21 protein-coding genes are annotated in these 26622 nt (G+C 52.5%); 8 read left to right on the forward strand and 13 right to left on the reverse strand.

What is annotated here, in order from left to right; genetic code table 11:
• Positions 1-117: 117 nt before the first annotated feature.
• The 8 genes from PTW35_RS11500 to mocA form a co-directional block, all read right to left on the reverse strand.
• Positions 118-1479: a sodium:solute symporter family protein gene (locus tag PTW35_RS11500; protein ID WP_197078605.1), complete on the reverse strand. Its 1362-nt coding sequence runs from the start codon at positions 1477-1479 to the stop codon at positions 118-120.
• Entirely contained in the window at positions 1476-1613 is a 138-nt protein-coding gene (locus tag PTW35_RS11505) for a hypothetical protein (RefSeq protein WP_281025103.1), read from the reverse strand. Before PTW35_RS11505 ends, PTW35_RS11500 begins: the two co-directional genes overlap by 4 nt.
• A 329-nt stretch (positions 1614-1942) precedes the next feature.
• Positions 1943-2842: an FAD binding domain-containing protein gene (locus tag PTW35_RS11510; RefSeq protein ID WP_281025104.1), complete on the reverse strand. Its 900-nt coding sequence runs from the start codon at positions 2840-2842 to the stop codon at positions 1943-1945.
• Complete coding sequence (locus tag PTW35_RS11515) at positions 2836-3306, reverse strand: (2Fe-2S)-binding protein (protein WP_281025105.1); 471 nt, start codon at positions 3304-3306, stop codon at positions 2836-2838. The genes PTW35_RS11510 and PTW35_RS11515 overlap by 7 nt, the downstream gene beginning before the upstream one ends.
• Positions 3296-5509 carry a xanthine dehydrogenase family protein molybdopterin-binding subunit gene (locus PTW35_RS11520; RefSeq protein ID WP_281025106.1) on the reverse strand — a complete coding sequence of 738 codons (2214 nt, stop codon included), beginning with the start codon at positions 5507-5509 and terminating at the stop codon, positions 3296-3298. The genes PTW35_RS11515 and PTW35_RS11520 overlap by 11 nt, the downstream gene beginning before the upstream one ends.
• A 14-nt stretch (positions 5510-5523) precedes the next feature.
• Positions 5524-6852, reverse strand: a complete 1329-nt coding sequence (gene ssnA / locus PTW35_RS11525) for a putative aminohydrolase SsnA (RefSeq protein WP_044623702.1) — start codon at positions 6850-6852, stop codon at positions 5524-5526.
• A 14-nt stretch (positions 6853-6866) separates the two neighbouring features.
• Positions 6867-9983: a putative selenate reductase subunit YgfK gene (gene ygfK, locus PTW35_RS11530; RefSeq protein ID WP_281025107.1), complete on the reverse strand. Its 3117-nt coding sequence runs from the start codon at positions 9981-9983 to the stop codon at positions 6867-6869.
• A gap of 454 nt (positions 9984-10437) precedes the next feature.
• On the reverse strand, positions 10438-11028 hold the full coding sequence (mocA, locus tag PTW35_RS11535) for a molybdenum cofactor cytidylyltransferase (protein WP_044623704.1): 591 nt from the start codon (positions 11026-11028) through the stop codon (positions 10438-10440).
• A 39-nt stretch (positions 11029-11067) separates the two neighbouring features.
• Between mocA and yqeC the strand changes: the two genes are divergently transcribed.
• The 4 genes from yqeC to PTW35_RS11555 all read left to right on the forward strand — a co-directional run bounded on the left by yqeC (position 11068) and on the right by PTW35_RS11555 (position 14794).
• The gene (gene yqeC / locus PTW35_RS11540; RefSeq protein ID WP_281025108.1) at positions 11068-11985 is read left to right on the forward strand and encodes a selenium cofactor biosynthesis protein YqeC; all 918 of its coding nucleotides are present in this window, start codon (positions 11068-11070) and stop codon (positions 11983-11985) included.
• 37 nt (positions 11986-12022) lie between these two features.
• A complete protein-coding gene (gene yqeB, locus PTW35_RS11545; protein WP_281025109.1) occupies positions 12023-13621 on the forward strand; it encodes a selenium-dependent molybdenum cofactor biosynthesis protein YqeB in 1599 nt (532 codons plus the stop codon).
• A gap of 111 nt (positions 13622-13732) precedes the next feature.
• Entirely contained in the window at positions 13733-14179 is a 447-nt protein-coding gene (locus PTW35_RS11550; RefSeq protein ID WP_281025110.1) for a MauE/DoxX family redox-associated membrane protein, read from the forward strand.
• Positions 14180-14215: 36 nt separating this feature from the next.
• The gene (locus PTW35_RS11555; RefSeq protein WP_281025111.1) at positions 14216-14794 is read left to right on the forward strand and encodes a rhodanese-like domain-containing protein; all 579 of its coding nucleotides are present in this window, start codon (positions 14216-14218) and stop codon (positions 14792-14794) included.
• Positions 14795-14882: 88 nt separating this feature from the next.
• On the opposite strand, the gene PTW35_RS11560 is transcribed toward PTW35_RS11555, so the two are convergent.
• Positions 14883-16238: an 8-oxoguanine deaminase gene (locus PTW35_RS11560; RefSeq protein ID WP_281025112.1), complete on the reverse strand. Its 1356-nt coding sequence runs from the start codon at positions 16236-16238 to the stop codon at positions 14883-14885.
• Between the two features lie 605 nt (positions 16239-16843).
• Between PTW35_RS11560 and PTW35_RS11565 the strand changes: the two genes are divergently transcribed.
• The 3 genes from PTW35_RS11565 to PTW35_RS11575 all read left to right on the forward strand — a co-directional run bounded on the left by PTW35_RS11565 (position 16844) and on the right by PTW35_RS11575 (position 22047).
• On the forward strand, positions 16844-20086 hold the full coding sequence (locus PTW35_RS11565) for a molybdopterin cofactor-binding domain-containing protein (protein ID WP_281025113.1): 3243 nt from the start codon (positions 16844-16846) through the stop codon (positions 20084-20086).
• Complete coding sequence (locus tag PTW35_RS11570) at positions 20083-20571, forward strand: (2Fe-2S)-binding protein (RefSeq protein ID WP_281025114.1); 489 nt, start codon at positions 20083-20085, stop codon at positions 20569-20571. The genes PTW35_RS11565 and PTW35_RS11570 overlap by 4 nt, the downstream gene beginning before the upstream one ends.
• 75 nt (positions 20572-20646) lie before the next feature.
• Positions 20647-22047, forward strand: a complete 1401-nt coding sequence (locus tag PTW35_RS11575) for a nucleobase:cation symporter-2 family protein (RefSeq protein WP_281025115.1) — start codon at positions 20647-20649, stop codon at positions 22045-22047.
• Between the two features lie 490 nt (positions 22048-22537).
• On the opposite strand, the gene PTW35_RS11580 is transcribed toward PTW35_RS11575, so the two are convergent.
• Both PTW35_RS11580 and PTW35_RS11585 read right to left on the reverse strand, forming a co-directional pair.
• Entirely contained in the window at positions 22538-23161 is a 624-nt protein-coding gene (locus PTW35_RS11580; RefSeq protein WP_281025116.1) for a DUF3157 family protein, read from the reverse strand.
• A gap of 109 nt (positions 23162-23270) precedes the next feature.
• Positions 23271-23867 carry an MliC family protein gene (locus PTW35_RS11585; protein WP_281025117.1) on the reverse strand — a complete coding sequence of 199 codons (597 nt, stop codon included), beginning with the start codon at positions 23865-23867 and terminating at the stop codon, positions 23271-23273.
• A 246-nt stretch (positions 23868-24113) separates the two neighbouring features.
• Here PTW35_RS11585 and PTW35_RS11590 point away from each other — a divergent pair, with 246 nt between their 5' ends.
• Positions 24114-24695: a cytochrome b gene (locus tag PTW35_RS11590; RefSeq protein ID WP_281025118.1), complete on the forward strand. Its 582-nt coding sequence runs from the start codon at positions 24114-24116 to the stop codon at positions 24693-24695.
• An 86-nt stretch (positions 24696-24781) separates the two neighbouring features.
• Here PTW35_RS11590 and PTW35_RS11595 read toward each other — a convergent pair whose 3' ends face one another.
• Together PTW35_RS11595 and PTW35_RS11600 are read right to left on the reverse strand one after the other, a co-directional pair.
• Positions 24782-25747 carry a nickel/cobalt transporter gene (locus PTW35_RS11595; RefSeq protein WP_281025119.1) on the reverse strand — a complete coding sequence of 322 codons (966 nt, stop codon included), beginning with the start codon at positions 25745-25747 and terminating at the stop codon, positions 24782-24784.
• 77 nt (positions 25748-25824) lie between these two features.
• Positions 25825-26475, reverse strand: coding sequence for a DUF1007 family protein (locus tag PTW35_RS11600; protein ID WP_281027492.1), 651 nt, complete (start codon positions 26473-26475; stop codon positions 25825-25827).
• Positions 26476-26622 lie beyond the last annotated feature (147 nt).

Genomic DNA, 26622 nt, shown 5'->3' on the forward strand with positions numbered 1-26622 from the left:
AGGGGTGATAACGATATACTTACTATGAATACAATCAATTAGATGTGGGGAGAAACCCTTGGCCTCTCCCCTTAGAGACAACAGTACACCTAGCTGTTTCAGTTCTGTGGTACCGTTTTAGGAGTGCTTGGTAGTGTGCTGATTCACCGGCTCTGGGTCGGCAACAGACTCTTCTGGCTGCTCAACCCTGTAATCCGCTATTGGCTTGGTGTTCGGGTATAAGTAGCTAAACAAGAAATATCCCATCGCACTGAGTAGCAGGCCGAGGAAAATACCATCCAGGCCAAAGAAGTTGACCCACTCATATTTCACCGCCAGGATCCCCAGCGTACCGAGCACTAATGATACCCATGTTCCTTGCCTACTCCCCTTCTGGTAGTAATGGCCAAACAGATACGGAACCAATGTCCCCCCGGCCCTGAGGCTAAATGAGAACATCAAGATGGAAATGATGGCACCGGTATTCATCACGGCAACGGCAATCGAAAAGATCCCAATGGCCAAGATTGTCAACCTGGCCACTTTCAATAGCGTTGCCTGATCGGCATCGGGATTGATGTAAACCTTGTAGATATCGTTGGCAAAGATTGAGCCCGCTCCCAGCAAATCCGATGACGCCGACGACATGGTCGCAGAAGATATCCCGGCAAACAGGAGCCCGACTAACACCGGCGGCATGACTTGTACTGCCAGTGTCGGAAGCGCATAACGTGCACCATTTTCTGTTATGGCCGACCCATCAATCATCCCCAGATCGACCATAGTACGCGCAATGATCCCAAGCGCGGCCGGTATCATCGCGAAGGCAAAAAACACGACCGCGGTAAGCAAGCTCCCCACCAAAGCGGTCCGGCCATTCTTGGCGGCATAAAGGCGCTGGGTTACCTCCTGACCACAGATAAATGACGCTGCATAAATCAGCACAAGGCTGACAATCGTTGGCATACCTATCCCCTGGGTCAATGACAACCGCTCTGAACTAGTATTCGCCACAACGACGTCCCATCCCCCGACAAGATCCAGAGAAAAAGGCACGACCGCAAGCATACCGAATACGATCATCAGCATCTGGGTAAAGTCGGTTAACGAGACAGACCATAAACCGCCGAGCATGGAATAAATAATCACAACGCAGGAAATAACAATAACGGAAGTGGTGTAATCCCAATCCATAATCACGGATAGGATGACTCCAGAGGCAATAAACTGTACGGCGGTTAAGCCGATTAACGGCAAAATCATAATCAGCGAGGTGAACAGCGCAGACGGTTTGTCATATCGCTTACGGAAAAACTCCGGAATGGTCTTTACCATCGCCCGCCTGAGCATCGGGGCCACCATCGCGATAATGGTAAAGGTTACCCCCATTGTGGCGACATACCATAAGGCGGAGAAGCCCCAGTCGCCATAGGCCTTTTCGACCACCCCCAGCGAAGATCCCCCGCCGATTTCAGTCGCCGCCAAAGTACCAGCAATCAAAAAGGGCCCAAGCCTTCGCCCAGCAACCAAAAAGTCTTCTGAGTCGCCAATTTTTTTGAGGAATATATTCCTATCCCGATCAAAAAAAACAAATATCCCACAACAATCATTAAAACTACTGTATTACCTGCCATAAAAGTACTCCTTACTTTATGAAGCAACAGAATGTTCAACCACTACCGGCGATCCCCACTAGTGACCCCGTTTACAGCAAGTTTTATTCCGGTTACTACAGCAGCAAATCAATTGTGTTTTTATGCATAATCATTGAGGTTACATGGTGATAAATTTGGTAAAGAGGCAACTTTGCGAAAGAAACACCCCTTACTGACCTAAATATCATTGAGCCAAAAGTGGAGCCTATTCAAGGAATTGCTACCGAGTATCATATTGATAAAAAAAGGGGCCTAGCGGCCCCAACCAAAAGGTAACAAAAGTAAATACAAGTGAGGGAGTAAAACCGTTAGCTCCTTGATAGCCCCTCCAGCCAGCGGGTCAGCAGGTTGAGCGAGGCTTGCTGCCGGTAGGCAGCCGTCGAGCGCTGATCATCTATCGGGCGGATGATTTCGCGATAGCAGCCGACAACCTGTTGCACAAAACCCGGCTTGGCCAAGGTATCCAATGATTGGCCGACAACCAGCGACTCCAACTCGCGGCTGCGGACCACCGTTGGGCCAACCGCGCCGAATGCCACCCGCCAGTCAGCAATAACGGGGGCCTTCTTGGGATAGCGCTTGATACGGGCGAGACCCGCTACTGACAGCTTACTCAGGGCATTGGCTGCCCGGGTGCCGACCTTGTGGTAGAACACCTCGGGTAAGTCATACTGCGGGATCACGATATGGGTCAGCATTTCATCCGGCTTCAGAGCCGTCACCCTAGGCGCCAGGATAAAATCTGCCAGGGCCATTTCCCTCTGTCCCCGAATTGACGATAGAACGACACGGGCATCCAGCAAGTACAAGGCCGGCAGGGAGTCAGCGGCAGGAGATGCATTGCAAATATTCCCGGCCAACGTGGCACGGTTGCGCAACGCCGGCGCCGCTATTTTAGCCACACTCTGGCGCAGTACCGAAGGCACCAACGGATGCTGTTCAATATCTGCCAACACCACCCCCGCCCCGATGTACAAGGCTTGCTCTTGGCCGCTCTCACCCTTGTGCTCAGGCTCTGCGGACGCAATGTATTGCAGCTCTTCGATGGCATCGACGAACAACACATCTTGCTCGAACCTGGGGGACATGCCCGCTCGCACGCCGTGCTGTACCATCAAGTCGGTACCGCCGGAGAACACCGTCAGCTTGCCCATCGACAGGGTATCCAATGCCTGCGCCAACGTATCGGGCCGATAAACATTTACCATAAGCCTTCTCCTTTCTCGGCGGCGATCTTGGCCGCTTCGACAATCATGCCGTAGCCTGTACAGCGGCATAAATTGCCAGAGATCGCGGTACGGATAGCCAGCTCCGTCGGGTTAGGATCGGCTTCCAGCAAAGCATAAAGTGCCAACACCATACCCGGGGTGCAAAAGCCGCACTGTACCCCTTTGGCCTCGAGCAGCGCATTGATCACGCATTGGCCTTTTTCGGTCTGGCGCAATCCTTCAAGGGTCATCACATCACCGCCCTGTACCTGGCTGATAGGCATCATGCAGGCGTTGACCAAGCGGTCGTTGAACAGCACAGAGCAGGCTCCGCACTCCCCTTCCCCACAGCCTTCTTTGGTTGCGGTATGGCTCATGGTGCCGCGCAGGGTATGGAGCAAAGACTGCATCGGGTCAACGTCGACAACGACGAGGTGACTGTTGAGGTAAAATTCAATCTTCATCGATAGGTGCTCCATTGCCCGGGCCAGATCCCTTCACTTGCCCTTCTCGTTGCTGTGCGCTTGGCTCATCTGAGCGTCGAGCTAGTGCCTCACAAACTTTCTCAGGTGTTGCCGGAATGGACGACAAAGGCACACCGATGGCATTTTCGACCGCTGCGACAAAGGCCGCCGCGCCACCGTTGTGAGTCAATTCACCCCCACCTTTGGCGCCGTTTGGCCCATAAGGGTATGGATTATCGACAAGATCGCTGCCGATAGCCGGTACATCCAGCGCGGTCGGGATCACATAGTCAGCCATCGAGCGCTGGGCGAAGACGCCATCTTGGGTTATTTCCAACTTCTCGCAACTGCCGTATCCCAACGCCTGAACCAAGCCGCCTTCGATCTGGCCCCTGAATATGGTGCTGTCAATGGCCCTGCCGATGTCATACACCGCCCAGGCCCCGGTAATGTCCGCTTCGCCGGTCGCCATATCGACCTCCACTTCCACCACGTTGGCACCATAGCTAGTCGCTTGGTAGGCGTTCCCCTGGTAGGTATTCTGATCCCACTGGTGGTAGTCAGGTTTGCAGTAAACCTCTGTGATTTCCTGATCTTCGCCCTCAACCCAAGACTTTTTCAGCTTTTTCGCTGCTTTTTCGAGGATATAACCAACAATCAATATCGATCGGGAAGCCACCGTCGGCCCGGAGTCGGGCACAATACCCGTATCTGGCACTGCCAGCTGGATCTCCTCCAACGGCTTATCTAGGGTATCTGCCACTATCTTGCGGAATGTCAGGCTCAGGCCCTGACCGATATCGGTGTTGGAGGCAAGGATCTGCACATTGCCATCACTTCCCTTGAGCAGTTTGACCTTGGCCCTAACCAGGGTATCTTCCAGATCACCGGCAAAACCACAGCCATGCTGGAATATCGCCAGGCCTATACCTTTGCGGCGCTCAGGTTGGCTTCCATCTTGCCGGGTATATTCATTGAACTTGCGGTGATAATCCGACATATCGAGCACTTTGTGCAGCATCTCGTCGAGAACCAAATCACCAAAGATTTCCGCACCGGTCAATGAGTGAGATTCGGCGGTGAGGAAATGCCGCTGCTTGAAGGCTACCGGATCGGCACCGAGCTGCTTGGCGACATGGTGGATGTGGGTCTCCATGCAGAAGCAGTTTTGTGGTGAACCAAAGCCGCGGAATGCCCCCGTCGGCACGGTGTTGGTGGCCCAGGCATGCCCTTCTACCCGAACGTTGGGAATATCGTAGACATTGGTGGCGGTCGTGATGGAACGCTGCAACACAATGCCAGACAAGCTCAGGTAGGCACCGGCGTTAACATCGAACTTGATATCCATGGCGACAATCTTGCCGTCGGCATCGACACCGGTTTTATAGTGAAAAGTGACAGGGTGACGCTTGGAAGTAGTAGCAATATCTTCCCCGCGCTCGAAAATCAGCCGAATTGGCTGCTGCAGCTTCTCAACCGCTACTGCCAAAGGCGCTGCGAGCACGTCAGGGAAGTCTTCCTTACCGCCGAAGCCGCCACCGGTAGGGCATTGGATCGCCCTGACATTGTCATGGCCCAATACCACTGCCATGGTATGGTGGACATACCAGGGGCATTGCATCGAACCTTCCAGCACCACTTTGCCATCTTGCGGATAGCAAACGGCCCCTTGGGTTTCGAGGTAGATATGCTCCTGATAGCCAGTCGAGCAGGTCTCTTCGATAATGGTGGCCGCTTGAGCAAAGCCGGCTTCGATGTCCCCCTTGTGCAGCATATGGGTATCAAGCACGTTGTCATCGGCGTGGATGGCACCGTCCTTCAGCGCCTTGGATTGCTCAATGGTATAAGCCGGCTCGAGGGGCGCGTATTCGACATCGATTTCATTAAGCAATTCATCAACGACATCAGGATCAGGCCCGACAACCAGATAGATCACCTGACCGACAAACCGCACCTCTTGATCAGCAAAGGCAGGCCAGTCGATCTCGACAATCGGCAGGACATTCTGTCCGGGGACATCGTCTGCACCGAAAATATGGTAGCCGTCAGGCAGGGTTGGAAGTGTTACCGATTTGATCCGCCCGCGAGGGCAAGAAGAGCGGTAAAACCGCCCTTCAAGTAGTCCCTCGTAATGGCGATCGGCAATATATTTCGCAGCTCCAGTGGCTTCCTCCCACTTAAAGTGCGTATTGACCGTATCCATAACGGGATCTCACATTAGTCCAACTTATCCATGGTTTGCCATAAACGCATCGCCACCTTGCGTGCCTCTGCGTAAATCGGTGCCACATCGAACGGGAACTCGCGATCTTCGTAGACGAAGCGACCTTCAACCACCACGCTGTTGACGTTACCGGCATTGAAACCAAAGGCGATATGGCCCGGTAGGTTGTCTGCCACCAGCGGTGTCGGGCTGGTGTAGTCAAGCACAGTCAGGTCAGCTTTGTTGCCGGCATCAAGGCGGCCGAATTTCGCGCCGAAGTTACGGGCCAGAATTTCGTTACCGTTCCATAGATGGCGCAGGAAGCTGTCTGGCCACAACGGACCACCGGCATCACGATGCTTGAAGAAGGCAAACTTCAACTCTTCGAACATGTCGGCACCGATACCGTCGGTACCCAAGGCAACATTCTGGTAGCGCATCAGCTTGTCGTTGTAGCCCACGTTGTTGTTCATATTCGAACGGGCATTGTGGACCAAGAAGCCATTTTTGGCGTTCAGGATGGCAATGTCCTTTTCTGATAGGAACAAGCCATGTGCCAATAGGGTCTTCTCGTTGATCAAGCCGAAGCTGTCTAAGCGCTCAACAATATCCTGGCCGTAGTGATGGTGGCTGTGGGTCACGTCATAGCGATCTTCCGCCACGTGGACATGGATCCCGCGCCCGGTAGCCTGGACCGCTTCGGCCATCATCGACAACCCGTCATTGGTCACCGTAAACGGTGCGTGGGCTCCGATATGGGCTTCAACCAGGTAAGGCTCTTCACCATTTTCCTTGGCACGGTCAATTAACTGGGCAAACGCAATATTCTCCTCGACGCCTGCCACCATTTCTTTCATGCCGTGGTTACGGTCGGTGGTCTCGAAACAGGTCATGCCGCGCAGGCCTGCTTTCAAGAACCCTTTGCGCAGGGTATTGAGCGAGCCGGCGATGTAATTCGGCGAGGCATGGTGGTCAATCACCGATGAACAACCGCACTTGATCGCTTCCAGCGAGCAGATCAGACCGCTGTAGTACAAGGCTTCTTCGTCCAGCGCCCTGTCCATCCGCCACCAAAGGTTCTTCAGTATCGAAATGAAGTCAGGACTTGGCTTGATATCAGCCATGATCCCGCGCGCCAACCCAGAGTAGAAGTGGTTGTGAGAGCAGACAATACCCGGCATTACCAGTTTGCCCTTCATGTCCTTAACTTGGGCATCTGGGTAGTTGGCCGCCAGATTGGCGCCAACTTCCTTGATTTTGTCGCCGTCGATAACAATATCGACGCCTTCTTTGATCAGTGCAGGCTCAAACTGCACAGCTGTTGCATTTCTGAGTACTAACATTCCCTGGCTCCTCACTAAACATCTACTTTGCCAAGCAGGTAGCTGTGGTTAGCCATGACATAGTTGATAATCGTCGCTTCATCAGCGAGCGACTCTGGCATGTCCACATTGCCCTGCTCATTAATACGGAAGGAATAAATCTCACTTTGACTGCGAACCAGTACTTCGTCACCTTCGACGAAGAAACCGGCGTTGGTGCTGTTGGTAAAGTCTTCACGCAGATTGAACAGCGTGAACTTGTCTTTGTACGGCTTGCTGTCCCATGGGCAGAACTGGGCACAGTTACCACACTCGTTACAGTACGCATCAAGGTGTAGCGTCTGGAACTGGTCACGGAAGCCCGGGATCGGCAGCGAAATATTGGCACGGTTCGGACACACATCCACACACTTGCTACAGATGTACGAACATTCCAGACAACGTTTCGCTTCTTGCTCGATAAATTGCTCGCGGTCGGCTTCTTCCAGCTTGTTGGCTTCAATCAGCTTGACCTGGATATCGCCTTTACGGGCGTATACGGCTTCAACTTTAACATCGGATTTGGCTTCGAGCTGCTCATCGGCCTGTGCTTCACGGGCCAAGATAGTGGTTGCCGCCTTACGGCCACCGGAAATCGCCGATACGATTGATGATGGGCCAGTGTGGGCATCACCCATCAAGAACACATTCTCAACCGCGGTTTCACAGCTTTCACGGTCAACAACCGGCCAGCCATCTTCGCCCATTGGGATCCCCATGCGAGACAAGACATCGCAATTAGACTGCTCACCGACGGCAGTGATCAAGGCATCAGCCTGAAGCTCAACCGTCATATCTGTTGCTACAGGGCGGCGGCGGCCTTTCTCATCAGGTTCGCCCAACTCCATCACACGAGCGGTCAGCTTACCATCGGCATCGAACTGCTCTGGGTTGGTCAGGAACATGAACTGCACACCATCTTCCACTGCTTCTTCGTACTCTTCCTTATAGGCAGGCATCTCGGCGATAGTACGACGGTAAAGGATGGTGACCTTCTCAACGCCATCCACTTTCAATGCGGCACGGGCGCTGTCCATTGCGGTGTTACCGGCACCGACAACCACAACATGCTTGCCGAGCTTGAGCTCTTCGCCGTCATTGAAGCTACGCAGGAATTCCAGTGACTTGTAGATATTGGTGTTATCACCCGCCAGTGAAATCGGATTACCCTTGTCCGCGCCTATACCAAAACAGACATACTTGAAGCCGCTCTTTTTCAGCACATCAACGGTCAGGTCTGGATTGCAGCCGTATTCGATATTCACGCCGTGATCGGTGACAAACTGGATGTCATGTTCAATCGCTTCAGCCGGAATACGGAACTGCGGAATAATATTCTTCACCACCCCACCGGCGTTTTTCTCTTTCTCAAACACGGTTACAGGGTGGCCGGCACGTGCCATGAAGTAAGCGGCAGACAAACCGGCAGGACCGGCACCAATCACCGCCACAGGATGCTTGGCTGTATTTAGGCTTGGCTCATGCCACTTGGCTTTGTATTCGTCCCAACCTTTGGCCAGTGCGATTTTCTTCATTTCACGGATATTCAACGCACCTTCGTAGTCACGGCGGGTACAGTTGTACTGGCACTGGTGATCACAGATATGGCCGGTGATTGAAGGCAAGGCGTTCCGCGCATAAATCACTTCCAGCGCTTCGGTGTACTTGTGCTCACCCATCAGGCGGATGTACTCAGGAATGTCCTGGCTGATCGGACAGGCCGTGACACAAGGTGCAACGTAACAGTCGGTCAGCGGTACCGCTTTCTTCACGCTGATCTCTTCCGGGCCACGCCACTCTTTCTGGACGTAATCGGCATCAAGCGATTTTGCTGCCAGTGCTTCTAGCTTGACCAAGTCGACTTTGCCCATGCCCCACTCGTCGCTGCCTTCCAACTCTTTGGCGCAGTCAGACAGGCGAAGGTAACCGCCCGGCTTGAGCAGATCCGTTGCCATCGTAATAGGACGGATCCCCGCTTCGAAGATTTCCTTGATGTTGAACTTGCTGGCACCGCCCGAGTACGAGATTGGCAGTGTACCGTTGAATTCACGGGACAACTCCAGCGCGACATTGATAGATAGCGGGAACAGAGCACGGCCGGACATGTACATTTCTTTGTCTGGCAAACGGCCTTTCTTATTGATAGTACCCAGGGTGTTGGTCAGTTTGACACCGAAGCCGATGCCTTTTTCCTTGCCCAGGTCGACCAGGCGGTGCAGCATGTCTTTGGCATCATTGATTTGCAGATCGTGGCTGAAGGACTCTTCGCTCAGTGCCACATAGTCAAAGCCTGCATTATCAAGGATACCGCGTACCCGCTCGAAGCCCAATAGGGTTGGGTTCAGTTTAACGAAAGTGTTGATGCCCTTGTCTTCAATCATGTAACGACAGATGGCTTCGATTTCATGCGGAGGACAACCGTGCATGGTAGACAGTGTCACACCACGGGTTAGCTGGGCAGGAATATCATCGACCATGGCATTGAGGCGGTCGACTCTCTCTTCAAGCTGATACTCACGGATGAAGTCAGGATCTTGGATAAAGGTCTTCAGCTCGCTGATGTAGGCGTGGAAGCTTGGATGCTCGCTGGAGTCAAGCATATCGTGAATGTACTTCTGCATCGGCGGGGTTTGAATACCGGATAGGTCATAGCCGACACTCATATTGAAGATAAAGGATTTGGCCTCGCCATCGGTTCTCGGAGCGAAGACTTCTTCCAATAGATGCAGGGCAATCCACGCCTTGAGGTATTCGTCATAAGCTTTAAGCAGCGTGAATTCTGTCGACCATTCGGTGTTGAAACACTCATCTTCAGCATCGATACACGGTTTGGCGATCTCCAACTGATCAAGCTTCTGGACGGTTTTCAGCTCCATGAAGCGGCCACCGGCAAGCCAAGAAGTAATGATGTTCTGGGCTAATTGGGTATGAGGGCCAGCTGCAGGACCAACAGGGGTTTCACAATACTCTCCCCAAACCGCCAGTGATTCTTTGCTCGCTTTGCGGTAGAACTGCTTCTCTGGAATACCGAAGATAGATTTACTCTGCTTGTATTCACTAAACATTCGGTTAAGTAGCTCACCGAACGGAACGGGGCGCATGATATCTCCCATGATAGATCTCCTTGATGCTTTTCTTGTTCTTCTAGGCACATTTATTTGCGCAATATGTCAGGCTAATAATGTGTAGGGCTAAATAAGCTAAACACTTAAGAGCAACTACTGAGCCAAACTTTTTCAGCCCCAACAAAACGGGCGGATTTATTAATGAATTTCGTGAGCAAAGTCGAAAGTTCACTGCATTTTGTGACAGGTGACAAATAAACAGGTTTATTTAAAATAAGAAAACTTCAAACAAAAAAACCACTCAAATGAGGATGATTATTGATTAGAAAAGAATTGCTATCATATTAATAAAAAGCTATCAGTTTGATATCAACTATTATGATAGATATTATCCGCCATGAGAAATTAAACATCTAATGAAATAAAATAAAAAATGTGAGATAAAAGCACTCTCGATATCAGATTGATAAAAAAGCGATTATCAGCTATCAAGTTGATAGTGCTAATGTGACACAGCACACAACTCTTCATAGGCCTGCGGTGTATCAACATCTAAATATATTTCATCGCAACCCAACCCTAAATATTTAACTGGATAGCGGAAGATAATTTTCTTCATCGATGAATGTATATTGGCATTGAGCACCATATTCTTTAATCGACAAGGGATCAGTACCGGATGGCCAGGCCTTAGGGCCGTACCAGGGAATACGGTACACCCACCTCTTTCAAACCAGACCTGGCGGAAGACATGCGGTGGTACACAGGGCATATCTCCATGGGTAATAAAGAAAAAATCGCTCTCGACATGCCGGACACCCTGCTGGATAGAGCTGAACATACCGGCCTGGTAATCTTCGTTGACCACTATCTTTACTCTTTGATCATTTTTATATTTTTCAATAAGTTCCGCCCTTCTATAACCAACAACCAAAATGACCCGACGACAAAATGAGAGCGCATTTTCGATACTTGCATCAAGGATTGTGTACTGCTGGTAAGGTAGCATGAGTTTCCAGTCCCCCATTCTTGAAGACAGGCCCGCAGCAGGCATAACGCAGTCTAAACGTTCGGGACGTAACGATTTATCCATCACTGAACATACTCCTTTATTGATAATTATGGTGGTCGCATGGTTAATAGCACACAGACACGATTAATAGAGCAAACTCCAGACCAATTTATCCTGTCTGAGTTATACCAATACCATTTAACTGCTGAAACCACCCCGGTATTTATTACTCTAGTCGGTGGTGGTGGAAAAACATCCGCCGCATTTTGGCTTGCCCGTAAATTCAAACTGTGGGGCAATGCCGTTTGCCTAACCACGACCACGAAAATGTATTTGCCCGATGCACACCAGGCTGATTATATCCTTCCCCTGAATGCCATGTACTGCAATAAAAAAGAAAATGGAAAGATAATAGAAACGCGTAATAATGCTTTAGCACAAGATGAATTTGATTTTCATGACCCAGCCATCACTTTTTGCTATAAATCATTATTAACCGACCACTTGAAAACAGCCCGTTTGAAAGTATCTGGGTTATCTGAAAGAGAGATAAAAAAACTACAAAATGATTTCCCCTTCACAGTTTTTATTATTGAAGGCGATGGTTCCCGCTCATTACCGATAAAAGCCCCTCACGGGCATGAGCCTTGCATTCCGAGTTACTCGGATATGGTGATTGGTGTCACCGGTGCAGAGGCCATCAACCACAAGGCGATTCCCGAACGCGTTCACCGCTGGCCGGCTTTTTCAGCCCTTACACAGTGCCACCCCGGAGATGTGATCGACGCCCAAGTGTTGCAACCGCTGATTTCTCACCCGCAGGGGTTATTTAAATCAACCCCAAGGACAGCAAAGCAAGTCTGGCTGATAAACAAAATGGATCAGGCCAACGATGCCCTAACCGTTAGCCAGATCGCGGAAGAGGTACTGGTCAACAGTCCACAGCTCGATTCCGTTTGGCTGGCAGAAATGCAGGCGGATACACCAATCAAAAAAGTTATTTTGAAGAAGCAAGTAGCCTATGCCACTGAAACATAGCAGCTACCTGACACCTTCAGTATTGAGGTCATAGAACATGAATATCTTTGCCAAGGCAGCCCAACTAGAACAAGACAACATTCCCTTCGCCCTTGCCAATATCATCGAAACCCGCGGTTCAGCCCCGCGCCACTCCGGCCAAATGATCGTCAAGGCAGATGGCAGCATCATCGGCACAGTAGGTGGCGGCATGATTGAACGGTATGTTATCGAACAAGCCTTGGAAGCCCTGTCAGAAAGAAAACCCCGCGTCGTCAAAGGCCGGATGACCCGCAACGGCCCCGATGCCATGGGCATGGACTGCGGCGGCGCTATGACGGTCTTTGTCGATGTCTATGGCCTTCGTCCTAGCCTCATTCTGATTGGTGCCGGGCACGTCAACCGTGCAGTTGCCCAGGCCGCCCATGTACTCGGCTTCGATATTTCCGTCGCCGATGCCTATGCCGACAGCCTGGCCGAAGAGCATTTCCCGGCAGGGACCAAGCGCCTACTGGGCGATACCATGGAAGAGGCTATCGACCAGCTGGATATCAACAAAGACAGCTATGTAGTCATTGCCACCAACCACCAGGACCAAGACGCCATTTCCAAGGTAGTGGATTGCGAAACCCGCTACACCGGCCTAATGGCCAGCCGCCGCAAGGTGCAAACCCTGTTTACCCACCTGCGCCAGAGCGGAGTGGATGAAGCGCGGATCAAGAACATCCACTCACCCATTGGCTTCAACATCGGTGCTGAAACCCCGGAAGAAATCGCCATCAGTATCATGGCGGAGATCCTCAAGGTGAAACATGAGTCCGCGGGCGGCCAGCTGAAGGACGATACCCGCCTAAATCAAAACAAACTGGTGCTGGTCCGCGGTGCAGGCGATATGGCCACCGGGGTTGCCGTCCGCTTGTTCAATGCCGGATTCAAAGTCGTGATGACAGATATCGCTAAGCCCACCATGATCCGCTGCAGCGTGTCGTTTGGCCAATGTCTGTTTGGCGAGCCAGTCCAGGTGGAAGGGATCACCGCCTGCAAAGCCAACAACAAAGACGAGGTGTTCGCCATCATCGACCGCAATCAGATCCCTGTGGTAGTCGATGAAGAGTGCAGCTATGCCGGCACTTTGAAGCCGACCTTCCTCGTTGATGCCATTCTGGCCAAGCACAATGTCGGTACCCAAAAGGACATGGCCCCCATTACCATCGCCCTGGGCCCTGGCTTTACTGCGGGCAAAGACTGCGATGCGGTGATTGAAACCAACCGCGGCCACCACCTAGGTCGAGTGATTTACCAAGGGGCGACCCAGCCTAATACTGGCGTACCCGGCAATATTGCAGGCTACACCCACCAGCGGGTACTACGTGCCCCATGCGCCGGTGTCATGCACAGCCATGTCAAGCTCGGCGATCTCGTCCAAGAGGGCGATGTGATTGCCCATATCGGCGACAGCCCGGTGGTCGCGCCACTGGGCGGCATGGTACGAGGATTACTCAACAACGGCCTTAGCGTCCGCGAAGGCTTCAAGATCGGCGATATTGATCCCCGTGGCGAAGAGGCCGATTACACCACGGTATCCGACAAGGCACGGGCTATTGGCGGCAGCGTTCTGGAAGCCATGCTACACCTGGAGCAACAAACAATGAGTTAACCATCTTGTCTGGCCTGACGGATTCAGGCCAGACATTTTCCCAGCCCTGTTTTGGTTGTCGACCACAGCCCAAACAGGCAGTTGGATTTTACGACAGGAAGAGATCAAATTATGAAAACTAGAGGCTATTTCCATCACTTTGTTACCTCCTTTGTACTGATGTGCGCGGCTGCGCTAACTGTCAAAGGGTTCTTCTTACCCGACCACACCGGGTTACTGCTGAGCGATACCGGCATCGTCCCAGCGATGTATGTCGAGCCCATCGCTTTCGCCATCCCGTTAGCGCTAGGGATTAGCGCACTCACGGCCTACTTGGGTATAACCTCCCTACTTCCTGTTGTTGTCGGCTTCGGCATTCACATCGCCCTGTCCGGACTTGCCCTTTATCAAGGCTTACATTTCGACTGCGGTTGCTACCTGCCCGGCTCGGTGCAGTCGGAAGTCTACAGCACCCTTGAACCCCAGTTTCTCATCATGCTGCTGGTTCTGATCGTTTCAGCAGCACTCCACTACTTCAATAACATGGCGACCCACCGCCCAGTGACACCTACCGTGTAACCGGACCAACGTTGTCTAATTTAAAAGGATACGATCATGATACAGAACAAGACTTCATTGCACGCATTTCCATTGCGGCGTTGCGGACGCAGCGTTTGGCTGAACCTGTTCATTCTCGCCAGTGCATTGCTAGTCCTGCCGTTTAGCGCCAATGCCGCTCTGTTTGGCGGCAAGTTCAAAGCTGAAGTGGAAACCGAGCAGGTGGCCATCAAGCTCCATAACGACACCCTGGCCGGCGGCTACCAGCTCATCGATACCAACGGGCTCAAGGCACTCATCGAACAGGACAGCGATGTGATAATTGTCGATGCTATGCCGTTCAAAGACAGCTACAAGAAAGAGCACATTCCCACCGCCCAGCAGTTCGAGTTCCCTATTCCGGATATGCCAGAATGGGACTCGGCATTAACCGATCAGCAATCAATCGAGGATTTCACCCAGCTTCTCGGTGAAGACAAGGATAAAACCTTGGTTTTCTACTGCGGTTTTGTGAAGTGCGGCCGTAGCCATAATGCGGCTGCTTGGGCGGTAAAACTCGGCTACACCAATGTCTATCGTTATCCTGGCGGTATCTTTGCGTGGAAAGGGGCGGGCTTCAAAACCTCTTCGCTATAGCTGCTCCCTCAAAAGAGCCACATTAACTAAAAAGGCTGGAGCTTCGCGAAGTTCCAGCCTTTGCTTTTTCATTTGTTCAGAAAACCGACTAATTCGCTTTCACTGCCAACCGCTTGGCAGCCGCCCGATGGCGTGCCATCAGATCATCAAGATCAATACCTTCTACCCGGCCATCCAGCACCCGCCACTTACCGGCAACCATCACCTTATCGGCCTGCTGGGCACCACAAAGCAACAAGGCGGCTAACGGATCATGGCTGCCAGAGAAGCGGATATCATCAAGCTTGAACATGGCGATATCGGCCTGCATTCCCGCTTCAATCTTACCGATGTCATTGCGCCCCATCGCCGCGGCCGAACCCGCCGTCGCCCAGCGCAGGGCATCGAAATGGGTCACCTCAGCAGAGCCATAACGCAGCCGCTGCAGGTACATCGCCATGCGTACCTCGGCAATCATGTTCGACCCATCATTGGAGGCCGAGCCATCGACCCCGAGCCCGACCTTGGCCCCTGCCGCTTCCAGCTCCTTATTACGGCAAATGCCCGAGGCCAGCATCATATTCGATGTCGGGCAGTGGCAGATCCCGACCTGGGTCAGCCCTAAACGGCGCACTTCCTCGTCGTTGAAGTGAATGCCATGGGCCAGCCAAGTCCGCTCATGGAGCCAGCCGACCTCTTCGAGATAATCCACCGGCCGGTAGCCGAAACTGTCAAGGCAGAACTGCTCCTCATCCTTGGTTTCGCATAAATGGGTATGCAGCATCACCCCATGCTGGCGGGCGATGTAGGCTGTTTCCTTCATCAGCTCGGTGGTGACCGAAAATGGCGAGCAAGGTGCCAGCGCGATCTGCACCATGGCACCGTCATCCGCCTGGTGATATTCACGGATCAGGCGCAGGCTATCTTCGATAATGGCCTGTTCCGACTGTATCGTGTGCTGTGGCGGCAGTCCCCCTTGCTCTTCCCCAAGACTCATCGAGCCACGGGTCAATATTGCTCGAATGCCGAGCTGCCGGGCCGCATCGACCTGAATATCGATAGCGTTTTCCAACCCGTGAGGCAATAGGTAGTGATGGTCCGAGGCGGTCGTACAACCCGACATCATCATCTCGACCAGGGCAAGCTCGGTCGCAACCCGCATCATTCCCTCGTCCAGTCCGGCCCAAACCGGGTATAGGCTTTTAAGCCAGTGGAAAAGCTCTTTATTGAGTGCTCCGGGGTAGGCCCGGGTCAGGGTCTGGTAGAAGTGATGGTGGGCATTGATCAGCCCCGGGGTGACGACATGCTGACTGGCATCAACGGTGACGTCTATGGGTACTGAGGGCCGCTCGCCGCGGTCAAGGGTTTCGAGAATACGGTTATCTTGTATAACGATGCCGCCCGGAGCATCATTCATGGAGGCAGTGAAGATAGCCAGAGGATCTTTAATCCACGTTGTTTCCATCCATAATTATCCTTAGCCTTCGCAACCATTTCAGGGGAGAAGGACTTTGTTAGGGTTGTTATTGAACACAAAAATCTTATTTATACCCAAGTTACCTCAAGGTGCAGGATGCTGAGCCTGCATCTTGAAGTAGCTTGGGTATATTACCGTTAGCAGTCTTGCAAAGACGTTACCAAGTCCACGAAAACTATTCTAACTGACTGATAAACCAATATTCTCAAGCTATCACTTACGGCCGGGTGCACTCTCATTACCAAAGTGAGACTATCAAAATGATAGCCTCTGCCAATAGATGAAAATAAGTCTTATTAATCAAGTCGATGAATTTTTCTATTCTTTGACAACCCTCTCAGCGAGCAACAATATGCTCACCCCCTCGACAAACTTTCCCCCTTGAGTTCACACTTTTGCCTGACAAACTAGACATTCGCCAGATCATGGCCTGATTCATGCCTCTATGGCTGGGTCGAAGTCACTACGAAATGTCGCGAAGTCACATTCAATTTCGCTTAATTTCCTAGTTTGTCATCCTCGATGCAGCAATTTATTTAGCACATTGTTTGTCATTGGTAGATCGTCGTCGCCAGTGTAAGAGGGAGTGTTTAATGACGCGTTTCAATCACGTAGGCCACAGCCTACCCCGCGTAGACGGCCAAGCCAAAGTTACCGGCACGGCCATATATGGAGATGATATTTCAATGCCCGGCATGCTGTATGGTGTGTGTCGCTATACCGATATTCCAGCGGGCACTATTCTTGGCATAGACACATCTGAAGCTGACGCCATCGAAGGCGTAGTACGGATAGCCACCTTCAAAGATATTCCCGGTGACCCTTCTACAGGTGTCATCATCCGTGATTACCACCCTATATGTAATGATCAGGTAAGATATAGCGGCGATGTTGTGGCCGTTGTTGCCGCCGAAAGCTACGAGGCCGCATGCCTAGCTGCCGATAAAATCAAAGTCGATTACCAGCCGCTTACCCCGATAGACAATGTCCATGATGCCCTGGCCGACGGAGCACGCCTGATCCATCCGGAAACCGGCTCAAATGTGGTTAACCGCCACCATACCGAAAAAGGCGATGCCGAAACCGCCCTCGCCAATGCCGACATTGTCCTCGAGCAGACTTACCAGGTCGGCTTCCAGGAGCATGGCTATATCGAGCCGGAATCCATCACCGCCTACATCGACCCGACCTCCCGTGATCTTGTGATCACCGGTTCGATCCAGAACCCCCACCGGGTCAGGGGCTTCGTGGCCAGCTTTATGGCTATCGACCAAGCCAAGGTCAATATCCAGCGGGCGGTAATGGGCGGCTCATTCGGCGGCAAGGATGACGGTATTGATCATCTGGCGTGCCGTGCCGCGCTGCTCACTTCCATGACCGGACGCCCGGTCAAATTCTCCTACACCCGTGAGCAGTCGATTATCGAAAGCACCAAGCGCCACCCTTACCATATGCATTACAAAGTCGGGGTCAACAAAGACGGTAAGATCCTGGGCATGAAGGTCGACATCCTGGCCGATGCCGGCGCCTACGCGGCCTGTACCCCGTTCGTGACCTGGCGCTCCGTGGTCCAGGCTGCCGGCCCTTACGACATCGAGAATGTCCGGGTCGATATCAAAGGGGTGTACACCAACAACAGTATGTCCGGCGCGATGCGCGGGTTCGGCTCGCCGCAAATCATCTTTGCCAATGAATCCCTGATGGATGAAATCGCCGAGGCCTGCCAGCTCGACCCGGTACAGGTCCGGGAGCGCAATGCCCTGCGCCAGGGCAGCCGCAGTATTACCAACCAGGTGTTTGATAACCATAATGTCTCGGCGATTGAAGTTCTCGACAAGGCGGTTCAACGCAGTGAGTTCCAAGCCAAGCGCGAGCACTATGCCGAGTTAAATGCCAAGCCCGGCCATATTAAATACGGTATCGGCTTGGCACTGAGCTACCGCGGCTGCTCGATGGGGGCCGAAGGGGTCGATACCTCAAGTGCCTTGGTGACCGTCAACAGTGATGGCAGTGTCAATGTCTCGACCGGTGTCTGCGAAAACGGCCAGGGGCTGCAAACCACCATGGCAACCATTGCCGCCGAAGTACTCGGCTTACCGGTGACTAAAGTGACCTTCGTCGAACCACCGACATCGCTGATTGCCGACGGCGGCCCAACCGTTGCGTCACGAGCTACCGTTACCGGTGGCAACGCAGTGAAAGACGGTGCCGAGCAAATCAAGCAGCGCATTTTCGAGGTGATCAAAGATCAGCTTTGTGCCACCAGCCTCGATGATACGCTGTGGGCCCATGGTGAAATCTGTAACCGCTACGCACCGGATAAGTCCATTAGCTTTTCGGAAGCCGCCAATGCCACCAAATGGGCCGGCGTTAACCTTGCTGCCTATGGGTGGTTCGACCAACCGGCCATTCACTGGGATGAAGAGAAAGGCACCGGCTCCCCCTATTTCACCTGGGTGTATGGCTGTCAAATCGTCGACCTGAAAGTCGATAGCAGTACCGGTAAAATCGACCTGCTTGATATTACCGCGGTGCACGATGTCGGCCAGGTCATCAACCAAATTGGTTATGAAGGACAAGTCGCTGGCGGTATCGCACAAGGTGTTGGTCTTGGCATGCTGGAAGACTACAACATCGAGCACGGTCAGGTGAAATCCGAAAACCTCGACAGCTACTTGCTGCCAACCATCAAGGATATTCCTTCGTTGTCTATTCACGCGGTCGAAAATGTCGACAATGGTGGGCCTTTTGGCGCCAAGAGTATCGGCGAACCGGCTGCAGAACTCGCGGCCGCAGCAATTACCAACGCCGTGGCCTTCGCAACAGGCACTCGCCACCGCCAACTGCCGCTCACTCTCGAACAAGTCGTACTGGGCTATAACCTTAAAAAGCCAGCCCGACAGAGTGAGTTACTTCATGCTTCCAGCGAGAAGAAACAAACCCATCGACTCAATGGCTTCTCGGTGAAAACCCCTGAGTCACTCACAGCTGCGCTCGAGCTGCTTGCTGACGGCAATGCCATGCCTCTGGCAGGCGGTACCGATGTGATAGTTCAGGGCCGGTTGCAGAATGAACCCAGGGCCTTGGTCAATATTGCCCGCCTGCCTGAGCTGCGTGAAATCAAGCGCAGCCAGGATGGATGGCATATCGGCTCAGGAGTCTGTTTCAACCACCTCACCGAACACCCCGATATCAAGCAACTCTATCCCTTGCTTGCCGAGGCCTGTCATACCATTGGCTCACACCAGATCCGCAACCGGGCGACAATCGGCGGCAATATCGTCAACGCCGCACCATGCGCAGACTCCGTTCCGCCATTGGTGATCTATGACGCCAAGGTGGTGTTACAGAGCAAAACGAGTTCGAGAGAGCTGCCAATCAGCGAGTTCATTACCGGCGGCTACCGGACCGAGCTACAACCAGGAGAGTTGCTGACCAAGGTGATCCTGCCGCTACCGGCTTCGAACTCTCGGTGTATCCATCAATACCGTCAACTCGGCAGGCGCAATGCGCTCAACATCACCCGCTTGAGCCTCAGTTGCCTGATGGAGCGAAATGACAGCGGTGTTATCACATCCTGCCGCTTGGTGGACGGCGCCCTGTTTAGCAAACCGCAAAGGCTTTCACCGGTTGAGCAGCGGCTGCTCGGCCAGCCCCTTAACAGCGAGAGCATCGAACGCGCTTGCCAAGTGCTCGAACAAATGATCGACCAAGCTATCGGAGGCCGATGGTCAGCGGCCTACAAGCAGCCGGTCTACCTCAATATGTTCCGTGACCTCATGAACGATATTCGATATCAGCAACCCCATCAGCCACTACAAGGAGAAGTGCAATGAGTCTGCTTGCTGAAAACCTGATCCCATTGTCACTCTCGGTTAACGGTCGCCCTTACCGGTTGTCTGTGACAGGCAACACCCGTTTGCTCGACTTGCTGCGGCAAGATCTCGGGCTGACCGGTACCAAGGAAGGATGTGCCGTTGGTGAATGTGGCGCCTGCACCGTCGTGATGGATAGCGAGGCTGTGTGCTCGTGCATGATCTTGGCCGCCCAATGCCAAGACAGCCAAATCGTGACCATCGAAGGGCTAAAGGACGATCCGCTAGCCCAGCAACTGCAGCAATCCTTTATCAAGCGTGGTGGGGTGCAATGTGGATTTTGCACACCCGGCGTCCTGATGAGTACCTGGGCTTTGCTGAAGAAGTATCAACGCCCAAGCCAACAGCAGGTCTTGGATGCCCTAGAGGGCAACCTATGCCGCTGTACGGGCTACCAACCCATCCTGAATGCCATCAATGCTGTCATTGAAGACATCACCCCGTAAGTCTTTCTCCCCTGCCTAATCCGCAGGGGAGCTTTTTATCCAAGATTGCGTGTACTTGTAAATAAGGATTTAACAATGCAGTTACTCTATCAAGTCAACGATAAGCCCCCCAGGGGGGTCACCTTTTTCCTTGCCCTCCAGCACATGCTGGCCTCCATCGGGGGCATTGTCGCTGTACCCTTGATTGTCGGCGGTGCCATTGGCCTGCCCGAGCCCGATATCGTCACCCTGATCAGCGCCTCGCTGTTTGTTTCCGGTCTTGCCACCATCGTCCAGTGCCTCGGGTTTGGCCCAGTTGGGATCAGACTACCCGTGGTGATGGGTTCCAGTTTTGCCTTTCTCGGTGCCTTGATCGCCATTGGCCAAACAGGCGGCATGGCAACCATTCTCGGCGCGGCCTTTGTCGGCTCGTTCTTTGTCATCCTCGCCAGCTTCTACATGGATCAAATCCGTAAGCTCTTCCCCAACCTTGTCAGCGGCGTGGTGGTCACCCTGATCGGCCTGACAATCCTACCTGTCGCAATGAACTGGATTGGCGATGCCCCAGCCGGCGATCCCAGTTTCGCCTCATTGCCCAAGGTGTTCCTGGCCGCCGCTTCCCTCGCCGTGGTGATTGGGGTCTCGGTCTTCTGCAAAGGCGCAATTGCAGCCTCGGCGATCGTGATCGGGCTTGCTGCCGGATACATCATGGCAATTCCACTCGGTATGGTTGATCTTACCCAGCTCTACGAAGCCAACTGGGTTGCCGCACCAGAGCCTTTCAAGTACGGCATGGCCTTCTCGCTCCCGGCCATTATCAGCATGACCCTGGTTTATCTGGTAGTAGTTGCCGAGGCGACGGGGGATTTCATGGCGCTAGGCAGTAACTGCCATGTCGAAGTTTCCGGTAAAGATCTCAAACGGGGCTTGCTGGGTGATGGCCTTGGCAGCACCTTCGGTGCGATGTTCTCGGCCATGCCGGTGGCAAGCTTTAGCCAGAATGTCGGGATCGTGGGGATCAGCGGGGTTGCCAGCCGCTTTGTGGTTGCCCTGACCGGTATATTGCTGGTCGCAGGCGGCCTATTTCCCAAAGTGGCGGCCTTGGCGGTCACCGTGCCCAAACCCGTGCTGGGAGGGGTCGGCTTTGTCATGTTCGGTATGATCGCCTACGCCGGGATCAGGATGCTGCTCAAAGCTGCCGACTCTCGCCGAAACGCCTTGGTGGTCTGTGTTGGTCTGGCATCGGGGATGGCCGTTACCCTCGAGCCCAACTTACTCCAGCACTTCCCGGACTCCCTGAAAACCGTTTTCCATTCCGGAATAACAACTGGGACCTTGGCGACTATCGTGCTTAACCAACTCTTACCGAAGAGCAAGAAGAGTACTGAAACCGAGCAGATTACCGCCAAGAGCATCCTGATCAAACCAGATAAGCGTGCAGCACGGCTTGTCGCGGCAAAAGCCCGCCGTGCCGAGCAACTTGCAGCATCGAAATAGCGAATTTCCCACTCTTGCTGTTATTTCACTAACAATTGGCTCCCAATCAGTGCGGTACCCCACCACGCTGATTGGGAGCCTTTCTTCACAGCCAACTATCCAGCCCACCAAAAGAATTAAATTGCATATATTGGGTGTCTTGAAAACATCCTGTCACAGACCCTGTCTACACTTCTCATGCTTGTTTCGCTAAGTGATTTGAACCACTTGGAAATATCCGACAACGATTAATCAACGCGATAATATAGACATGAAAAGCTCAGCGACACCTAATGCAGACAGATTAAAAGCGGCAATCACCACTATTTATCAGACCTTTCCTAATTTGAGTTACCGGCCAAGGCCGGACGATGTCAAACTGCTCGCGGCCTACATGAAGAGCCAAAGTAACGGCTACCCCGGCTGTTTAGATACGCTGCTCGAGACTGAGAATACCCATATCGAACTGGCGTTGGTGAGGTATCACAACATCAATCGTTCAATAAACCCCTCACCAGCGCTCGACCATAGTGATATCAGTTTCTAGGAAATAGTGTTCTAGCTCAGGCACAGAAAAAGTTAGGATCTTGCCCTCACGCTCAGTACCGGGCCGGAAATAGGTCTCTGGCATTCGCTTGATGGATGTCCAGACTACATGGTTATCCCGCTTGATCACCTCGCCTTTGTCGTTACGCAGTATGGTTGCCACCTCAACCAAGATAACGGAGTCCGTGCCTTCATTCCTCAGCAATACCGGGATGGTTAGCCGCCCATCCTGATAGCTGGCGGATTGAGCAACCATCACCACGCCACTTCGCTGGTACTCGCCGACCAATCGCCCGGTATCTGGCGCAACCAAGTCACCAGCTACCCCGCTCCCTGCCGATTTTTTCATAGCTGATTTGTTTTCCGTGTTTACAGCGGAAGATGCAGTGATCGCGGCCCCCGTCGCCACAGCGGCCCCCTTTGCGGTGGTAGTGACGGTGGCACTCGCACCTGCGCCGCTTGCTTTGGCTTTATTCGGTTCAGCCGACGGTTTGACTGATTCACGCTCTGCGGTTTCCGCCGTCACATAACGCCATGTATTATCATCAAATAAAATCACTTCGCGGCCGTCAGGCAGTGTCGCCATCATTGATGCTGCTTGAACAAATTGAATAAAACCAAACAGTAGACTGGCAATAGCGACCCTAATTATTACTTGCTGAGCTAAGCGCATAACTCCATCCCCTCAACATTGCTCTTTATTGCCTTACTTTGCACTCGAAGGTGGTATCTAACCAGTTTATGGTTATCTTTCCTTGATGCTCACTGTATTCCACATTTTGCCCCAAATATTTGATGCCGCTTGCCATTGGCTCGGCCAGCGCGATCACCTGGTCATCGCCTCGCGTCAACACCATACTTGCCGGTTCGGTCTGGTGGTAAAAAACCGCAGTAAACGGCTGGCTATTATCACCACAGTCAAGAGAAACGATTGGCGGCACCTCCAGCTGCCCACTGATTATTTGCAACTCGACAATTCGGCTGGTGTAGGCAAACTCGGTACAATCACGCACATCATTGGCTTTCCAACACTCGTTGCGTCCCTTAATCCACCCTCGCTGCATCGCCTTTTGCCGTTTCACCTCCTCGGCGGGCAATTGAACCATTGCCTTATCGAAAACTTGCTGCATTTTCTGATCGAGTGCTGCCAACTCTGTATCCTGGCAGATGAGGGATTCCACTTCCCCCTCGGCTTTCGAGCAATCAAAAGCCGGCTCACTGGCCAAACTGTTGGCTGCCAGCATAAAAGTGGCACCCAACATCAAAATACATTTAACCCACCAGAAATTATTCACATTGCCTCCATTGGCCAGCCAATCATTCTTACCGCTTTCTATATTATTAACCCGCTAGCTCCATTGTGTTTTTTCATCTTTGAGCCAAAATTCTAAAACATATCAAGAAATATCAGCCCAACAATAATTCACATTAATTATCAGCAGCATATCTTGTCGCCTTATGGCAAATCCATAGTATGAGCTTGACTCAACATCCAGTTATTAAAACAGATAGAAAATAAAGCGCCTACAGGAACGAACACTATGGATAAAACACACTTTAACCCTGCCAGTATATTTCTCCACTGGCTGACATTCTGCGTACTCGTCGCCATTTATTTATCAATAGAAGTTGCCATTAACTTTGAACGAGGCTCGGCAACCCGTGATATTTTCAGCCAGTTGCATTTTTATCTCGGCTTCACGCTGCTAGTGATCACCCTTTTCCGCCTGTTGGTGAGAGCGCTAAGCCACAAGCCCGCTATTCGCCCTGAGCCGACGCCGCTCCAAAACAAAATAAGCGGGCTCGTTCACATCTGTATCTATGCGCTGATGCTGCTGGTTCCCATTGCCGGTCTGGCTTTGCTCAATAGTACTGGCAAGCCGTTGAGCATTATGGGAATGGAACTCCCCACCCTTATCGACACCAACCGCGCTCTCACCGCAACCATACGCGAGCGCCATGCCCAGCTAGGCGGCGGCTTGCTGGCATTAATCACGGTTCACAGTGCTGCCGCCCTGTTTCACCACTATGTCATCAAAGACAACACCATTATCCGCATGCTGCCGCACGCTAAAAACACATCGGCCCAGCCAAAGGCTGAGCCGACAACAAATAAATCTTAGAAAAGTATAATAAAAACGTCACCTGGCTAGGCGACAGGCCTCACGAGAGTGAGGCCACTCAACAACCCAACCTTTATCCCGGCCCATCATCCCAATAATACCGGTGATAGCCCCGTACTCTGGCTACTCGCAAGCAGTAGGCCCAGTAGCACCAACATGATCCCGCCCGCCAGCTGCAAGCCGTAACCGGCCCACAACAAGCCAACTTGATGCTTGGAATTTCCTGCTTTCAGGTAATGATGGACAATACGCTTGCCGGACAACGTCAGCACAGCCAGTACTGACGTCGTCAAGGCCGTGCCCAGAGACATCACCAAGGCACTGACGACACCCATCCAGTACAGGCCGACCATATTGGCAAACAGCAACACCATAATTGCCCCAGTGCACGGCCGTAAACCAATACTCATGATCACCCCAATGTACTCGCGCAGTGTCTTTGCATTGTCTACCTCCTCCGGCGAGGCAATATGACGATGCCCGCAACCACAGTCACCAACATGATGGTGGTCATGGTGGTCATGGTGGTCATGGTGGTCATGGTGGTGAGCGCAACTCGCCTCGTGGGGCTTGGCAACTCTGCGGCGAAAACGCTTCACTGCCCGCCAGCAGATCATTGCCCCCAGCACACTGACAAGCGCGCTGCTGATGGTCATAAACTTCACAGCCTGCGAGTTGACCTCTCTCATCGGCGCGCTGAAGCCCCACACCAGCACACTGACCAAAGCGACCGCGACCACAGCCTGGCAGAGCGCCGATACCAATGTCAGAACCAAGCTGGTTTTCACCTTGGTCGGCTGGGTAGCCAAGTAAGTAGTTACTATCACCTTGCCATGCCCCGGGCCGAGTGCATGCAGTACCCCGTAAAGAAAACTGAAACCGACCAAATAGCTACCTGATACCCACGGGGTTTCCTTGGCATCATAGAGCAAGTCAGCCAGCTGATTATTCACCGCCCGCTGCCATTCGATACTTTTCAGTACCATATTCGGCCAGGCTAACCAAAGCTGGTAGGCGCCAAGCAAAAAGGCGATACAAAGTAGTGTTAACATTAGCCACTTTTGGCTCCACTGGCTTTTAACGGCCGGTTCCGAGCTAGCGGATGTTCCGCAATGCTTACGCTGTGCCATTACTCACTACCCCCATTCAATTCGGTCGGCTTGCAATAGAAGCGAACAGACTGAGTGAACAACTGGCCCAATGCATTGTCGGGATCGGCATCAGCCGGCAATGACATGGCATAGCTCATCTGCTCGGGGGTCGGGTTGGGTTGAATCATTTCAAGCTTGCAATAGTCAGCCAGGTCGCCAGCGAGAATAACATCACGTTTTGATCGCCATGACATATCCACGTAGTAACTTGACTCGAATACCAGCAATTTTAATGAGTCCTCGGTTACAGGCTTTGGCTGGGAAAGGGGCAGTTCGAAAGTGAGCACTAACCGCGCCCGGTCACGGGTGATCTTGCCATAACGGGCGAGCTGGTACTTGATTGGCTCTTCACCGTCGTAGAAATAAGTAAAGTAGTGTTCGGACAACATGTTATCAAGTACCGATGCCGCCACCTTGGTAAACGTCTGCTCTTCCCTCTCCGGCGAGGTATCTTCGCCATCGAGCATGTATGCCGAGGTCATGGGATCAAACGACCAGACCATGCGCAAGCCGGTGATCATACCATCCTTGCCATCGACATAGGTTTTCATTTCAATCCAGGAGTGGGGATGAGCCGTGGCAAACAGCGGAGATATCAGTAAAGCGAGGCCGAGCGCCGCTCGCTTCATTACGGGAATAATTCGGTTGTTCGCCCTATTGCGGTAAAACATCAAAAGCCTTGTGTAATACGTTGTCTTTATTAGAAAATGTTATGTTATAACATCTTGACACTGTAGTACCAATACTTTTCCAGCATAAATAACAAGACCTCCACA

The sequence above is a fragment of the Photobacterium sp. DA100 genome (assembly GCF_029223585.1).
GTDB lineage: Bacteria > Pseudomonadota > Gammaproteobacteria > Enterobacterales > Vibrionaceae > Photobacterium.